Annotated in this window: 16 protein-coding genes; 12 read left to right on the top strand and 4 right to left on the bottom strand. The window is 60.2% G+C overall.

What is annotated here, in order from left to right; genetic code table 11:
- Positions 1–77 precede the first annotated feature (77 nt).
- Positions 78–200: a hypothetical protein gene (locus FFS64_RS31590; RefSeq protein ID WP_256660392.1), complete on the bottom strand. Its 123-nt coding sequence runs from the start codon at positions 198–200 to the stop codon at positions 78–80.
- Between FFS64_RS31590 and argS the strand changes: the two genes are divergently transcribed.
- The 9 genes from argS (at position 199) to FFS64_RS02630 (ending at position 10,634) form a co-directional block, all read left to right on the top strand.
- Positions 199–1,935, top strand: a complete 1,737-nt coding sequence (gene argS / locus FFS64_RS02670; protein ID WP_095192243.1) for an arginine--tRNA ligase — start codon at positions 199–201, stop codon at positions 1,933–1,935. The two genes, FFS64_RS31590 and argS, sit on opposite strands and share 2 nt — an antisense overlap.
- Position 1,936: 1 nt before the next feature.
- The gene (locus FFS64_RS02665; protein ID WP_095192244.1) at positions 1,937–2,647 is read left to right on the top strand and encodes an SPOR domain-containing protein; all 711 of its coding nucleotides are present in this window, start codon (positions 1,937–1,939) and stop codon (positions 2,645–2,647) included.
- A 233-nt stretch (positions 2,648–2,880) separates the two neighbouring features.
- Positions 2,881–3,420: an ATP-dependent protease subunit HslV gene (gene hslV / locus FFS64_RS02660; protein ID WP_095192245.1), complete on the top strand. Its 540-nt coding sequence runs from the start codon at positions 2,881–2,883 to the stop codon at positions 3,418–3,420.
- A gap of 53 nt (positions 3,421–3,473) precedes the next feature.
- Positions 3,474–4,811: an ATP-dependent protease ATPase subunit HslU gene (gene hslU / locus FFS64_RS02655; RefSeq protein ID WP_137804114.1), complete on the top strand. Its 1,338-nt coding sequence runs from the start codon at positions 3,474–3,476 to the stop codon at positions 4,809–4,811.
- 82 nt (positions 4,812–4,893) lie between these two features.
- Complete coding sequence (locus tag FFS64_RS02650; protein WP_046816950.1) at positions 4,894–5,271, top strand: gamma-butyrobetaine hydroxylase-like domain-containing protein; 378 nt, start codon at positions 4,894–4,896, stop codon at positions 5,269–5,271.
- Between the two features lie 258 nt (positions 5,272–5,529).
- Entirely contained in the window at positions 5,530–7,209 is a 1,680-nt protein-coding gene (gene phaC / locus FFS64_RS02645; protein WP_137804113.1) for a class II poly(R)-hydroxyalkanoic acid synthase, read from the top strand.
- 80 nt (positions 7,210–7,289) lie between these two features.
- Positions 7,290–8,144, top strand: a complete 855-nt coding sequence (phaZ, locus tag FFS64_RS02640; RefSeq protein WP_137804112.1) for a poly(3-hydroxyalkanoate) depolymerase — start codon at positions 7,290–7,292, stop codon at positions 8,142–8,144.
- 126 nt (positions 8,145–8,270) lie between these two features.
- A complete protein-coding gene (gene phaC, locus FFS64_RS02635; protein ID WP_137804111.1) occupies positions 8,271–9,953 on the top strand; it encodes a class II poly(R)-hydroxyalkanoic acid synthase in 1,683 nt (560 codons plus the stop codon).
- Between the two features lie 60 nt (positions 9,954–10,013).
- Positions 10,014–10,634, top strand: a complete 621-nt coding sequence (locus FFS64_RS02630; RefSeq protein ID WP_137804110.1) for a TetR/AcrR family transcriptional regulator — start codon at positions 10,014–10,016, stop codon at positions 10,632–10,634.
- A gap of 116 nt (positions 10,635–10,750) precedes the next feature.
- On the opposite strand, the gene FFS64_RS02625 is transcribed toward FFS64_RS02630, so the two are convergent.
- The 3 genes from FFS64_RS02625 to FFS64_RS02615 all read right to left on the bottom strand — a co-directional run bounded on the left by FFS64_RS02625 (position 10,751) and on the right by FFS64_RS02615 (position 12,551).
- Positions 10,751–11,599 (bottom strand): phasin family protein, encoded by an 849-nt coding sequence (locus FFS64_RS02625; RefSeq protein WP_137804109.1) that lies wholly within the window; start codon positions 11,597–11,599, stop codon positions 10,751–10,753.
- 10 nt (positions 11,600–11,609) lie between these two features.
- The gene (locus FFS64_RS02620) at positions 11,610–12,032 is read right to left on the bottom strand and encodes a phasin family protein (protein ID WP_137804108.1); all 423 of its coding nucleotides are present in this window, start codon (positions 12,030–12,032) and stop codon (positions 11,610–11,612) included.
- A 243-nt stretch (positions 12,033–12,275) separates the two neighbouring features.
- The gene (locus tag FFS64_RS02615; protein WP_137804107.1) at positions 12,276–12,551 is read right to left on the bottom strand and encodes a polyhydroxyalkanoic acid system family protein; all 276 of its coding nucleotides are present in this window, start codon (positions 12,549–12,551) and stop codon (positions 12,276–12,278) included.
- Between the two features lie 155 nt (positions 12,552–12,706).
- Between FFS64_RS02615 and ubiE the strand changes: the two genes are divergently transcribed.
- The 3 genes from ubiE to ubiB are packed head-to-tail and all read left to right on the top strand — an operon-like array spanning position 12,707 to position 15,701.
- The gene (gene ubiE, locus FFS64_RS02610; protein ID WP_007975568.1) at positions 12,707–13,477 is read left to right on the top strand and encodes a bifunctional demethylmenaquinone methyltransferase/2-methoxy-6-polyprenyl-1,4-benzoquinol methylase UbiE; all 771 of its coding nucleotides are present in this window, start codon (positions 12,707–12,709) and stop codon (positions 13,475–13,477) included.
- Positions 13,477–14,100, top strand: coding sequence for an SCP2 domain-containing protein (locus FFS64_RS02605; RefSeq protein ID WP_137804106.1), 624 nt, complete (start codon positions 13,477–13,479; stop codon positions 14,098–14,100). The genes ubiE and FFS64_RS02605 overlap by 1 nt, the downstream gene beginning before the upstream one ends.
- Entirely contained in the window at positions 14,097–15,701 is a 1,605-nt protein-coding gene (ubiB, locus tag FFS64_RS02600; RefSeq protein WP_095192257.1) for a ubiquinone biosynthesis regulatory protein kinase UbiB, read from the top strand. Before FFS64_RS02605 ends, ubiB begins: the two co-directional genes overlap by 4 nt.
- Positions 15,702–15,755 lie beyond the last annotated feature (54 nt).

Raw genomic sequence — 15,755 nt, 5'->3', positions numbered from 1 at the left:
TCGCGAGCAGGCTCGCTCCCACAAGTGTCCGCATTCCAATTGTGGGAGCGAGCCTGCTCGCGAAGAAGCCCGATTTGTCACCACATATCCATAACCCGCCCGCTATAGTTGGCAAGCCCGCCTTGGCAACGGATAATGCCCAGTTTTTCCACCAGCGCATCGAAGCGCCCGCCGCGCCTGCGGTTGAAAGAGAAGACCATGAAAGACACCATTCGCCAGCTGATCCAACAAGCCATCACCCAACTCGTCAACGAAGGTGTGTTGCCTGAAGGCCTGTCGCCGGCGATCCAGGTGGAGAACTCCCGGGACAAGACCCACGGCGACTTCGCCAGCAACATCGCCATGATGCTGGCCAAACCTGCGGGCATGAAGCCGCGCGATCTGGCAGAAAAGATCATCGCCGCGCTGCCGGCCGACGAAAACGTCACCAAGACCGAAATCGCCGGCCCGGGCTTCCTGAACTTCTTCCAGAACACCCAGGCCCTGGCCACCCGCCTGGACGCCGCCCTCGCCGATGCACACATCGGTGTACGCAAGGCCGGCCCGGTACAGCGCACGGTGGTTGACCTCTCGGCACCGAACCTGGCCAAAGAGATGCACGTCGGTCACCTGCGCTCGACCATCATTGGCGATGGCGTGGCTCGCGTTCTGGAATTCCTCGGCGATACCGTGATCCGTCAGAACCACGTCGGCGACTGGGGCACCCAGTTCGGCATGTTGATGGCTTATCTGCAGGAAAACCCGATCACCAGCGACGAGCTGTCGGACCTGGAAAACTTCTACCGCGCCGCCAAGCAACGCTTCGACGAATCCGAAGAGTTCGCCGACCGCGCCCGTGGCCTGGTGGTCAAGCTGCAGGCCGGCGATGCCGATTGCCTGGCGCTGTGGACCAAGTTCAAGGACATTTCGCTGTCCCATTGCCAGAAAATCTACGAACTGCTGAACGTCAAGCTGACCATGGCCGACGTGATGGGCGAAAGCGCCTACAACGACGACCTGATCAATGTGGTCAACGACCTGAAAGCCGCCGGCATGCTGGTCGAAAGCAACGGCGCCCAGTGCGTGTTCCTCGACGAATTCAAGAACGCCGACGGCGATCCGCTGCCGGTGATCATCGTCAAGGCTGACGGCGGCTACCTCTACGCCACCACCGACCTGGCCGCCGTGCGCTACCGCAGCGGCAAGCTCAAGGCCGATCGTGCGCTGTACTTCGTCGACCAGCGCCAGGCCCTGCACTTCCAGCAAGTGTTCGCCGTGGCGCGCAAGGCCGGTTTCGTGACGCACCCGATGGAAATGGAACACATGGGCTTCGGCACCATGAACGGCGCCGATGGCCGCCCGTTCAAGACCCGTGACGGCGGCACCGTGAAGCTGATCGACCTGCTGACCGAAGCCCAGGAACGCGCCTACACCCTGGTCAAGGACAAGAACCCGGAGCTGGCCGAGGCCGACCTGCGCAACATCGCCAAGGTCGTGGGCATCGGCGCGGTGAAGTACGCCGACCTGTCCAAGCATCGCACCAGCGACTACAGCTTCAACTTCGACCTGATGCTGAATTTCGAAGGCAACACTGCGCCGTACCTGCTGTACGCCTATACCCGTGTGGCCGGTGTATTCCGCAAACTGGGCAAGGACTTCAGCGAGGTCGAGGGCCAGATCGTTCTCGAAGCTGCGCACGAACACGAACTGGCGGCGAAACTCGCGCAGTTCGGCGAAGTGCTGAACAACGTGTCCGAGAAAGGCACACCGCACATTCTCTGCACCTACCTGTACGACGTCGCCGGCCTGTTCTCCAGCTTCTACGAGAACTGCCCGATCCTCGCCGCCGACACTCCGGAACAAATGCAGAGCCGTCTGCGCCTCGCCGCGCTGACCGGACGCACTCTCAAGCAAGGCCTGGAACTCTTGGGCCTGGAAACTCTGGAGCGTATGTAAGTTGGCCGCCAAGAAAAAACCTGCACCCAAGCGTGGCGCCAGCCGTTACCAAGCTCCAGCGAAGCAACCGATCCCGGGTTGGCTGTGGATGGCGATCGGCCTGACGGTCGGCGCCTTCATCGTGTTCCTGATGAAACTGGAGCCGGGCAAGGGCAGCGACACGGTCAAGCGCGAGAAGGTCGAGCAGCAACAGAAAGCCACCAAGATCGCCGAAGCCAACAAGACCCCGCCGAGCCCGACGCAACCGGTGAAGCCGAAGTACGACTTCTACACCCTGCTGCCGGAGTCGGAAGTCATCGTGCCGCCTGATGCCGTGCCGGAAAAAACCTTGCCGACGCCACAAGTGCCGGCCATTCCGACCACGCCGGTGACCCCGGCGGAAGCGGCGAAAATCGACACAGCCCGCGCCCAGGCCGCCCTGGCCGGGATCACGCCACCGCCAGCACCGCCCGTCACCAAGGCTGCGCCTGTGACCCGGTTCTTCCTGCAGGCCGGCTCGTTCCGCAAGGAGTCTGACGCGGATAAGGTACGCGCGCAGATCATCCTGCTCGGCCAGGCGGTGGCGGTTGAGTCCGGCACAGTGAAGGACGAGACCTGGTATCGGGTATTGGTGGGACCGTTCAGCAACCGTGAACAGCTGACCACCGCACAGAAGCAACTGTCCGGCGCAGGCTTCAGCAACCTGTTGTTACAACAACGCCAAAGTCGCTGATCCCCTTCAGAAATACCGCGTCATCGTTCATCGCCAGCAGGCTGGCTCCCACAGGTTTTGCACAGCCCCTGTGGGAGCCAGCTTGCTGGCGATGGCGTCATGTCCAACACCACATATCCCCGTTTGACAAACACCGCTCGTCCCCTCTCCCGCCCCACAGTTGAAATCCTCTCCACCACCCCCATATGTATCGGCATAAGGCATTTTCGCCCCGCTGCGTGGAGACTCTCCCCTTGACCACCATCGTTTCAGTCCGCCGCCAAGGCAAAGTCGTCATGGGCGGCGACGGCCAGGTATCCCTCGGCAATACCGTGATGAAAGGCAATGCCAAGAAGGTCCGTCGCCTGTACCACGGCGAAGTCCTTGCCGGTTTTGCCGGTGCCACGGCTGACGCCTTTACCCTTTTCGAACGTTTCGAGGGTCAGCTGGAGAAACACCAGGGCCATCTGGTTCGTGCCGCCGTCGAACTCGCCAAGGAGTGGCGCACCGATCGCACGCTCAGCCGCCTCGAAGCCATGCTCGCTGTCGCCAACAAAGACGCTTCCCTGATCATCACCGGCAATGGCGATGTGGTGGAACCTGAGCATGGCCTGATCGCCATGGGCTCCGGTGGTGCCTTTGCCCAGGCTGCCGCCAGCGCGCTGCTGAAAAAAACCGACCTGTCCGCCCGGGAAATCGTCGAGACCGCCCTCGGCATCGCCGGCGACATCTGCGTATTCACCAACCACACCCAGACCATTGAGGAGCAGGACTGCGCCAAAGGCGACGAGTAAGTCTGTTTCGGCCAAGCGCCACGACTCATCTTGTTCAAGGTCCGTCAAATATTATGTCCATGACTCCCCGTGAAATCGTCCACGAACTCAATCGCCATATCATCGGCCAGGACGATGCCAAGCGCGCCGTTGCCATTGCCCTGCGCAATCGCTGGCGCCGGATGCAGCTGCCTGAAGAGCTGCGCGTCGAAGTAACCCCGAAGAACATCCTGATGATCGGTCCGACCGGTGTCGGTAAAACCGAGATCGCCCGTCGCCTGGCCAAACTGGCCAACGCGCCGTTTATCAAGGTCGAAGCGACCAAGTTCACCGAAGTCGGCTATGTCGGCCGTGACGTCGAGTCGATCATTCGCGACCTGGCCGATGCAGCGATCAAGCTGCTGCGCGAACAGGAAATCACCAAGGTTCGCCACCGCGCCGAAGACGCCGCCGAAGAGCGCATCCTCGACGCGCTACTGCCACCGGCCCGCATGGGCTTCAGCAGCGACGATGCCCCGACGACCGATTCCAACACCCGTCAGCTGTTCCGCAAGCGTCTGCGCGAAGGTCAACTGGACGACAAGGAAATCGAGATCGAAGTCGCCGAAATGTCCGGCGTCGATATCTCCGCGCCACCGGGCATGGAAGAGATGACCAACCAGTTGCAGAGCCTGTTCGCCAACATGGGCAAGGGCAAACGCAAGAGCCGCAAGCTCAAGGTCAAGGAAGCGCTGAAACTGGTGCGCGACGAAGAAGCCAGCCGCCTGGTCAACGACGAAGAGTTGAAGGCCAAGGCGCTGGAAGCGGTCGAGCAGCACGGCATCGTGTTCATCGACGAAATCGACAAGGTCGCCAAGCGCGGCAATGTCGGTGGCGCCGATGTGTCCCGTGAAGGCGTGCAACGCGATCTGCTGCCGCTGATCGAAGGCTGCACCGTGAACACCAAACTGGGCATGGTCAAGACCGACCACATCCTGTTCATTGCTTCCGGCGCGTTCCATTTGAGCAAGCCGAGCGATCTGGTACCGGAGCTGCAAGGTCGCTTGCCGATTCGGGTAGAACTCAAAGCGCTTTCGCCACAAGACTTCGAGCGCATTCTCAGCGAGCCGCACGCATCGCTCACCGAGCAATACTGCGCGCTGCTGAAAACCGAAGGCCTGACCATCGAGTTCCAGCCGGACGGTATCAAGCGCTTGGCGGAGATCGCCTGGCAGGTCAACGAGAAAACCGAGAACATCGGTGCCCGTCGCCTGCACACCCTCCTCGAGCGCCTGCTCGAAGAAGTGTCGTTCAGCGCCGGCGACCTGGCCAGCACCCACGATGACAAGGCGATCCTGATCGACGCCGACTACGTCAACAGCCACCTGGGCGAATTGGCGCAGAACGAAGACCTGTCCCGTTATATCCTGTAAGCCATACTTACAGCGGTGATGGACCTGTGGGAGCGAGCCTGCTCGCTCCCACAAAGTCCCACATAAAACGGACACCCTAGTCATGACCCAACTCCCCACCGACATCAAGCTGCACAAAGCCTCGAAAACCCTGACGCTCAAGTACGCGTCCGGCGAGGAATACACCCTGCCCGCCGAGTTCCTGCGCGTGCACTCTCCTTCCGCCGAGGTCCAGGGCCACGGCAAACCTATCCTGCAATTTGGCAAGATCAACGTAGGCCTGTCCAAGATAGAACCGGCCGGTCAGTACGCACTGAAATTGACCTTCGACGATGGCCACGACAGCGGCCTGTTCACCTGGGAATACCTCTACGAACTGGGGCGGCGTCATGACGCACTCTGGGAGGATTATCTGGCTGAGCTCAAAGCCGCCGGAAAAACCCGCGACCCTAACGAATCTGTCGTCAAGCTAATGCTCTAACCCAAGCCTTTTGCTCATTAGAAGGCATTTTCTAATTCCATCTGTTTGAATGCTCCGCTTCGATGCCGGTGATTGGCCTGCTTGCGAAAAAAATTAAACTCGGGTAACCAATGGAGCTGGCAAGTTCCCTGCAGTGCTCTCTGCGAAGAAAAAGCAGCGATGCAGAATTAACGGTCACCCGAGCAGTAGTACCTGGAATTGGTTGTGTGACTGCACAGCGGGACCGGGTACTCGTCTCAGGACAATGGAGCGTCGTAGATGAGTAACAAGAATAACGATGACTTGAAGTATCAGGCCTCGGAAAACACCTTGGGACTGAATCCTGTCGTTGGGCTGCGTGGAAAGGATCTACTGGCTTCTGCTCGAATGGTACTCAGGCAAGCCATCAAACAACCGGTGCACAGCGCCAGGCACGTCGCGCATTTCGGCCTGGAACTCAAGAATGTGTTGTTCGGCAAGTCCGAGCTGCAACCGACCAGCGACGATCGCCGTTTCGCCGATCCGGCCTGGAGCCAGAACCCGCTCTACAAACGTTATTTGCAAACCTACCTGGCGTGGCGCAAGGAACTCCACGACTGGATCGACGACAGCAACCTCTCGGCAAAGGACGTCGCCCGCGGGCACTTCGTGATCAACCTCGTGACCGAAGCCATGGCCCCGACCAATACGGCGGCCAACCCGGCAGCGGTCAAGCGCTTCTTCGAAACCGGCGGCAAGAGCCTGCTCGACGGCCTCTCGCATCTGGCCAAGGACATGGTGCACAACGGCGGCATGCCGAGCCAGGTCAACATGGGTGCGTTTGAAGTCGGCAAGACCCTGGGCGTGACCGAAGGCGCGGTGGTGTTCCGCAACGATGTGCTGGAGCTGATCCAGTACAAACCGATCACAGAGCAGGTTCACGAACGTCCGTTGCTGGTGGTGCCGCCGCAGATCAACAAGTTCTATGTTTTCGACCTGAGCCCGGACAAGAGCCTGGCGCGCTTCTGCCTGCGCAACAACGTGCAGACCTTCATCGTCAGCTGGCGCAACCCGACCAAGGAGCAGCGTGAGTGGGGCCTGTCGACCTACATCGAGGCGCTCAAGGAAGCGGTCGATGTGGTCACCGCCATCACCGGCAGCAAAGACGTGAACATGCTCGGCGCCTGCTCCGGCGGCATCACCTGCACCGCGCTGCTGGGCCACTATGCCGCGATCGGCGAGAACAAGGTCAACGCCCTCACCCTGCTGGTGAGCGTGCTGGACACCACCCTGGACAGCGACGTAGCCCTGTTCGTCGACGAGCAAACCCTCGAGGCCGCCAAGCGCCACTCGTATCAGGCCGGTGTGCTGGAAGGTCGCGACATGGCCAAGGTCTTTGCCTGGATGCGCCCCAACGACCTGATCTGGAATTACTGGGTCAACAACTACCTGCTGGGCAACGAGCCACCGGTTTTCGACATCCTGTTCTGGAACAACGACACCACGCGATTGCCGGCAGCGTTCCACGGCGATCTGATCGAAATGTTCAAAAACAATCCATTGATCCGCCCGAATGCACTGGAGGTGTGCGGTACCGCCATCGACCTCAAGCAAGTGACGGCCGATATCTTTTCCCTGGCCGGCACCAACGACCACATCACCCCGTGGAAGTCCTGCTACAAGTCGGCGCAGTTGTTCGGCGGCAATGTCGAATTTGTGCTGTCCAGCAGCGGGCACATCCAGAGCATCCTGAACCCGCCGGGCAACCCGAAATCCCGTTACATGACCAGCACCGAAATGGCAGAGAGTGCCGAGCAGTGGCAAGAGAACTCCGCCAAGCACACCGATTCCTGGTGGCTGCACTGGCAAGCCTGGCAGGCCCAGCGCTCGGGCGAGCTGAAAAAGGCTCCGGCAAAACTGGGCAACAAGGCTTATCCGGCAGGCGAAGCATCGCCGGGTACTTACGTACATGAGCGGTAACTGACACACCCCGCCCCACTGTGGGAGCGAGCCTGCTCCCACAAGGGAGCCGGGGATGACTTAATCCACAGGGCTAGAGCATGCCGCAACCGTTCATATTCCGTACCGTCGACCTGGATGGCCAGACCCTCCGCACGGCGGTGCGCCCCGGCAAGCCTCACTTGACACCCTTGCTGATTTTCAACGGCATCGGCGCCAACCTGGAGCTGGTGTTTCCGTTCGTCGCGGCACTGGACCCGGACCTGGAAGTCATCGCATTCGACGTTCCAGGTGTCGGTGGTTCGTCGACGCCCAATCGCCCCTATCGCTTTCCCAGCCTGGCGAAGCTCACGGCACGCATGCTCGACTACCTCGACTACGGGCAGGTCAATGTGATTGGTGTGTCCTGGGGGGGCGCCCTGGCCCAACAGTTCGCCTTTGACTATCCGGAGCGCTGCAAGAAGCTTGTACTGGCTGCGACGGCGGCGGGCGCGGTGATGGTGCCGGGCAAACCGAAAGTGCTGTGGATGATGGCCAGCCCTCGACGCTACATCCAGCCTTCGCACGTGATCCGCATCGCACCGATGATCTACGGCGGTTCGTTCCGGCGTGATCCGACACTCGCTGCCAGCCACGCAGCCAAGGTGCGTTCGGCGGGCAAGCTCGGGTACTACTGGCAGCTGTTCGCCGGTCTCGGCTGGACCAGCATTCACTGGCTGCACAAGATCAACCAGCCGACCCTGGTCCTGGCCGGCGACGACGATCCGCTGATCCCGCTGGTCAACATGCGCTTGCTGGCATGGCGGATTCCCAACGCCCAGTTGCACATCATCGATGACGGCCATCTATTCCTGATTACCCGCGCCGAAGCCGTGGCGCCGATCATCATGAAGTTTCTCGAGGAGGAGCGGCAGCGTGCGGTGATGCATCCGCATCCGTCGCCACTGGGCGGTTAATCAGCCCCGTTTTTTTTCAAGAAAAGTGGACGGCAGGACGCCGCGCCGCGCAACAACCCGCTACAGCGTCTATGGTGTTCTGGTTCGGTGTTTGTATTTGGCCTGAAGACGAAGGAGTGTTGACTCATGCGCGACAAACCAGCGAGGGATTCATTACCGACTCCCGCCGCGTTCATCAATGCACAGAGTGCGATTACCGGCCTGCGGGGTCGGGATCTGTTTTCAACCCTGCGCAGCGTTGCCGCCCATGGTTTGCGCAACCCGGTGCACAGTGCCCGGCACGCCCTGAAGCTGGGCGGTCAATTGGGTCGTGTGCTGCTGGGCGAAACCCTGCACCCGACCAACCCGCATGACAGCCGCTTCGCCGACCCGGCATGGAGCCTCAACCCGTTTTATCGCCGTAGCCTGCAGGCTTACCTGAGCTGGCAGAAGCAGGTCAAAAGCTGGATCGACGAGAGCAACATGAGCCCGGACGATCGCGCTCGCGCTCACTTTGCGTTCGCCCTGCTCAATGATGCCGTGTCGCCGTCCAACAGCCTGCTCAATCCGCTGGCGATCAAGGAGATCTTCAACTCCGGCGGTAACAGCCTGGTACGCGGGATCAGCCATCTGGTGGACGACTTACTGCACAACGACGGCCTGCCACGACAGGTCACCAAGCAGGCCTTCGAGGTCGGCAAGACCGTCGCGACCACCACTGGCGCGGTAGTGTTTCGCAACGAACTGCTGGAGCTGATCCAGTACAAGCCGATGAGCGAAAAGCAGTATTCAAAACCGCTGCTGGTGGTGCCGCCGCAGATCAACAAGTACTACATTTTCGACCTGAGCCCCCACAACAGTTTCGTCCAGTTCGCGCTCAAGAATGGCCTGCAAACCTTCGTGATCAGTTGGCGCAATCCGGATGTGCGCCATCGTGAATGGGGCCTGTCGACTTACGTTGAAGCGGTGGAAGAAGCCATGAATGTCTGCCGGGCGATCACCGGTGCCCGTGAAGTCAATCTGATGGGCGCCTGTGCCGGCGGGCTGACCATTGCCGCGCTGCAAGGTCATCTGCAGGCCAAGCGTCAGCTGCGGCGGGTGTCCAGTGCGACCTACCTGGTGAGCCTGCTCGACAGCCAACTGGATACGCCGGCGACCCTGTTCGCCGACGAACAAACCCTGGAAGCCGCCAAGCGCCGCTCCTATCAGAAAGGTGTGCTCGACGGCCGGGACATGGCCAAGGTCTTTGCCTGGATGCGCCCCAACGACTTGATCTGGAGCTACTTCGTCAACAACTACCTGCTGGGCAAGGAGCCACCGGCGTTCGACATTCTCTACTGGAACAATGACAACACGCGCCTGCCGGCAGCCCTGCATGGCGACTTGCTGGACTTCTTCAAGCACAACCCGCTGAGCCATCCAGGCGGCCTCGAAGTGTGCGGCACGCCGATCGATTTGCAGAAGGTCACTGTCGACAGCTTCAGCGTGGCGGGCATCAACGACCACATCACCCCGTGGGATGCTGTCTATCGCTCGACGCTGCTGCTGGGGGGCGACCGCCGCTTCGTGCTGTCCAACAGCGGTCACGTGCAGAGCATTCTCAATCCGCCGAGCAACCCCAAGGCCAATTACGTCGAAGGCGCCAAACTGAGCAGCGACCCACGGGCCTGGTACTACGATGCCAAACAAGTCGACGGCAGTTGGTGGACGCAATGGCTGGGCTGGATTCAGGAACGCTCGGGGGCGCAAAAGGAAACCCTGATGACCCTCGGCAACCAGAACTATCCACCGATGGAGGCGGCGCCCGGTACTTACGTGCGCGTGCGCTGACGTTCAAACGACCCACGGCCGCTACCGGCCGTGGCATGACCCGAACATTAAGAAGACTGGATGAAAACCCGCGACCGCATCCTCGAATGTGCCCTGCAGTTGTTCAATCAGAAGGGCGAACCTAACGTCTCCACCATGGAAGTTGCCAACGAAATGGGCATCAGCCCGGGCAACCTCTACTACCACTTCCACGGCAAGGAGCCGTTGATACTCGGGCTGTTCGAACGCTTCCAGGCCGAACTGTCTCCCCTGCTCGATCCACCGTCCGACGTCGAACTGGCCCCCGAAGATTATTGGCTGTTCCTGCACCTGATCGTCGAACGCCTGGCCCAATACCGCTTTCTGTTCCAGGACCTGTCGAACCTGGCCGGACGCTTGCCAAAACTGGCCAAGGGTATTCGCAGCTTGCTCAATGGGCTGAAACGCACATTGGCCTCGCTGCTGGCGCGATTGAAGGCTCAGGGGCAGTTGGTCAGTGACACCCAGGCTCTGGGCCAACTGGTGGAACAAATCACCATGACTCTACTGTTCTCTCTGGACTATCAGCGGATTCTCGATCGAGAAGGTGAAGTGAGGCTGGTGGTGTACCAGATCATGATGCTGGTGGCGCCGCATCTGTTGCCGCCGATCAAAGTGGCGACGGAGCGGCTGGCACTTCAATACCTCGAAGAACACGAATAACCCTGTGGGAGCGGCGGTGCGACGATTCGACTTGCCCGCTCCCACACTGGATCTACCGTACTCAAACAAAAACGCCCGACCTTGGCAGGCCGGGCGTTTTTTTGAGCCCTGAAGAATCAGGACTGACTGGTTGGCGTCGATGGAGCTGGCGCGGCAGTCGGGGTCACAGCAGGGGTCGGCGCGGTAGCGGAGTTCGATGCGCTGACCGGAGCGGCCGGGGTTGCCGGTTTGGCGGCTGCCACTGCCGGTTTTGGTGCGGCGGCTTTTGGAGCGGCCGGCTTTTTCACTGCAGGCTTCTTCGCGGCGGCAGGTTTTGCTGCAGGTTTCGCGGCTGCGGTTTTTGCTGCTGCAGGCTTGGCAGCAGGTTTCGCTGCCGGTTTAGCCGCGGCTTTCGCTGCTACCGGTTTGGCTGCAGTCTTGGCAGCAGGTTTTGCAGCAGCAGTTTTGGCAGCGGGTTTAGCCGCAGCTTTGGCCAGTGGCTTGGCTGCGGTCTTGGCGGCCGGTTTGGCAGCTGGTTTGGCTGCCGCGGTTTTCGCCGCAACAGGCGCAACCTTGGCACCGGTCAGTTTTTCGATTTGCTTGGTCAGAGTATCGACCTTGCTGTGCAGTGCCTTGACCTCATTGCGGCTCGGCACGCCCAGACGCGAAATGGCGCTGTTCAGACGCTTGTCGAAAGCCCCTTCCAGTTCATCCCACTTGCCCAGCGCCTTGTCTTTCACGCCGCTGATGCGCGACTTGGCCGAAGAGGCAGAGCCCTTGGCGCTGTCCTTGGCAGTGTCGACTTTCTTGCCAATCGCCTTCTCGGCCTTCTCGCCGTCTTTAACCAATGCATCGAAGATTTTGCTGCCGTCAGTGTCGATCTTCGAGTACACGCCTAAACCAGCCAGCCAGATTTTGCGGGAGTAGTCTTCGACTTTCCCGATCCACGAGCTGCCTTCTTTTTCGGTGTTCTTTTTAACAGCCATCCCGTTCTCCTTAAGATTTACGCGCGACGCGTTCGAGCAATGCCGTCAGCTCATCGAGCTTGACAGAGAGTGTCTCCACGTCATGTTTAGACGGAATGCCGATACGATTCAAGGCACTTGCAACGCGCGAGTCAAAAGCCTTCTCGACCTTGTCGAGCTGAACTTCAACCTTGCCCTTGAATGTACTCACTTCGCTCTTGGCTTCATCGATCTCGGCATTGGCCGCTTCGAGCTTCTCGGCAACTGCTTTTTTTCCTTTCGTTTCAACAGTTTGACCAGCCTTGATCAACTCTTGAAAGTACTCGCTACCCTCTTGGCCAACCTTGGCGTAGGCACCCAGGCCTGCCAGCCAGATCTTGCGGGCATACGATTTGACGTCGCCCAGAGCGGTAGTCGAAGCGTCGATTTTTTTCTTCAAAATAACTTTGGCCATGGTGCACCTCACGCGCAGAAGGTTTGAGGAACTGCCCGCGAAAGTGTCGGGCTCCGGCACAAAGTAGGGAGAAAAATTAGAAACGGCACCCTAACAACTGACATGAAACTTTGGGCACACCACAAACAAATGTGGGAGCCAGCCTGCTGGCGATAGCGATTTATCCATCAACACCAATGTTGACTGATGCACCGCCATCGCCAGCAGGCTGGCTCCCACAGGGGATGTGGCTCGACTCGGAAATCAGACGAGGGCTTTATCCAGCGCCTTCTCGATCTCGCCTTTGATCATGCCGCTCATGGCCGACATCATCAGGCCCAACTCCACATCGACCCTGATCGAGCCCTCGCTTACATACACAGCACCTTTCACACCCGGGCGCGTGAGGTTCAGGGTGTCGCCGGACCATTGCGGCTCCAGGCCATACTGGTCGGAGAGTTTCTGCGCCAGCTTGTCAGCCTTCTCGCGCGCCGCTTCCTTACCCAGGCCATGGGCACGCTCAACACTAATACGGGCCATCGAATGACTCCTGTTCTATGAATACTGATTCGGTGGATCCTGACCGCTGCTGCGGCAAAACGTCCCGAGGTTGACCCATCTTACCTTCAGCCTTGCCAAGACAAAGCATCCCATGGGGATTAGAATGTCGCGCATTCTCTTTTGGTGACAGCGATATGACTGATCAGCGCAAAGGCAGCGATGCCGAACCCACCACTCACTTCGGCTTCAAAAACGTTCCGGAAAGCCAGAAAGCGGAAAAAGTCGCTGAAGTTTTCCATTCGGTAGCGGCCAAGTACGACCTGATGAACGACCTCCTGTCGGGCGGCATGCACCGTCTGTGGAAGCGTTTCGCGATCGAACTGTCGGGCGTGCGCGCCGGCAACCGCGTGCTGGACATCGCCGGCGGCACCGGCGACCTGACCCGCAAATTCTCGCATCTTGTTGGTCCGACCGGTCAGGTCGTACTGGCCGACATCAACGAATCCATGCTCAAGGTCGGTCGTGACCGCCTGCTGGACCTCGGTGTGGCCGGCAACGTCGAGTTCGTCCAGGCCGACGCGGAAAAACTGCCGTTCCCGGATAACCATTTCGACTGCGTGACCATCGCGTTCGGCCTGCGCAACGTAACGCATAAAGAGGACGCCCTGCGTTCGATGCTGCGCGTACTCAAGCCCGGCGGCCGCCTGCTGGTGCTGGAGTTCTCCAAGCCGACCAACGCGCTGATGTCCAAGGCCTACGACGCCTACTCGTTCGCCTTCATGCCGTTGATGGGCAAGCTGATCACCAATGATTCGGAAAGCTATCGCTATCTGGCCGAATCGATCCGCATGCACCCCAACCAGGAAACCCTGAAGTCGATGATGGTCGAGGCCGGTTTCGACCGCGTGACCTATCACAACATGACCGCAGGCATCGTCGCCTTGCACCGCGGCATCAAACCCTGATGCTGCTCGCCGGCCTGCTCGCCAGCGTTGAACTCGGTCTGAACCGGGTGCTGCGTCTCGACAGCACGGCGCTGCCGCGGCTCGCGCATTTGAGCGGCAAAGTGATTGCCGTCGATTGCCGCAGCCCGGCGCTGCAATTGTTCATCCTGCCCAGCGATGAAGGCCTGATGCTCGCCTCCCAGTGGGAAACCGGCGCCGATTGCACCTTGCGTGCACCGGCCTCCAGCCTGTTGAAACTGGCGATGAGCAAGGACAAGACTGCGGTGCTGCATGCACCCGAAGTCGAGCTCGATGGCGACAGCGGTGTGCTGCTGGAACTGGCGGCTATCCTGCAGGACCTCGAACTGGACTGGGAGTATGAACTCTCACGCTGGCTCGGCCCCGTCGCCACACAACTGGTCGGCGGCCACCTGCGCAGCCGCGCCCGCTGGTATCAACAAGGATTTGCCAGCCTCAACCAGAAACTCGCCGAATACCTGGCCGAAGAGTCGCGTACCCTTGTCGGTCAACGCGAAGCTGAAGCCCGATTCAGTGAACTGGACCGGATCAAACTCGATCTGGAACGACTTGAGGCGCGTTTCGAGCGCCTTTCCCGATCCCTCGACCCAAGCGATAACGCATGAAGCTGCTTGCCGTCCGCCGTCTGTTGCGCATCCAGCGCGTCGTGATCCGCTACCGCCTCGATGACCTGCTGTTCGCCCTGCCGCTGCCCTGGTTTTTGCTGGTGCTGCGTTATGCCTTGCCGTGGCGCTGGTTCCCGCGCAAGACCCTGGACCTGAGCCGTGGCGCCCGATTGCGCCTGGCGCTCCAGGACCTGGGGCCGATCTTCATCAAGTTCGGGCAGATTCTGTCCACCCGTCGCGACCTGCTGCCCGAAGACATCGCCGATGAATTGATGATGTTGCAGGACCGGGTGCCGCCGTTCGACTCGCAAGTGTCGGTCAAGCTGATCGAAGAGCAGCTCGGCAAAAAGATCAGCGAGGTGTTCAGCCGCTTCGACGTTGAACCGCTGGCCTCGGCCTCGGTGGCGCAGGTGCATGCCGCGCAACTGAAAACCGGTGAAGAAGTGGTGGTCAAGGTGATCCGCCCGGGCCTCAAACCGGTGATCGCCCAGGATCTGGCGTGGCTGTTCATCCTGGCCCGCGCCGCCGAAAAAGTTTCGGCCGATGCGCGCCTGCTGCATCCGGTGGACGTGGTCAGCGACTATGAAAAAACCATCTACGACGAACTCGATCTGCTGCGTGAGGCGGCCAACGCCAGCCAGCTGAAACGCAACTTCGAGGGTTCGCCGCTGCTGTACGTGCCGCAAGTCTATTGGGACTGGTGCCGGCCGAAAGTACTGGTGATGGAGCGCATCTACGGAATTCAGGTCACCGACCTGGCCACCCTGGCCGACCAGCGCACTGACATGAAAATGCTCGCCGAGCGCGGCGTGGAAATCTTCTTCACCCAGGTGTTCCGTGACAGTTTCTTCCATGCCGACATGCACCCCGGCAACATTTTCGTCAGCACCGTGCAGCCGTGGAGCCCGCAATACATTGCGATCGACTGCGGCATCGTCGGCAGCCTGACACCGGAAGACCAGGATTACCTGGCCCGCAACCTGTTCGCGTTCTTCAAGCGTGATTACCGTCGTGTCGCGCAATTGCACATCGATTCGGGCTGGGTACCGGCGGAAACCAAACTCAACGAATTCGAAGCGGCGATCCGTACTGTGTGCGAACCGATCTTCGAAAAACCGTTAAAAGATATTTCCTTCGGTCAGGTGTTGATGCGCCTGTTCCAGACGGCCCGGCGCTTCAACATGGAAGTGCAGCCGCAGCTTGTTCTTTTGCAGAAAACCCTGTTGAACATCGAAGGCCTCGGCCGGCAGCTGTACCCGGACCTCGATTTGTGGAACACCGCGCAACCGTTCCTCGAGCGCTGGATGCGCGAGCGCGTCAGCCCCAAGGCCTTGTTTGGCAACGTTCAGGGCCAGATCGAGCAGATCCCGCACCTGGCCAACATGACCCGCGACTTGCTCGAACGCCTGTCCCAGCCCCACGCCAGCGACCCGTCGCCACCCTGGCACCGACGCCGCGACGACTGGTTCCTGCGGTTACTCGGCACCGCCCACCTGGCTGGCGGCGCGATCCTGGCTGCAGGCGGCCCATTGAACGACCTGGCCTACTGGCCGGCGGGCATCATGATGGCTGTCGGTTTGTATCTGGTCGTTCGCCGATAGCCAGTTGTGCTGCGCACTGGCACACTGTTTCAACGTTGAGCCCGGCTAATGAAG

Source organism: Pseudomonas sp. G(2018), assembly GCF_005502415.1.
Classification (GTDB): domain Bacteria; phylum Pseudomonadota; class Gammaproteobacteria; order Pseudomonadales; family Pseudomonadaceae; genus Aquipseudomonas.
Note: the sequence above shows the minus strand (reverse complement) of the source record. Positions and strands in the feature narration are given on the sequence as shown.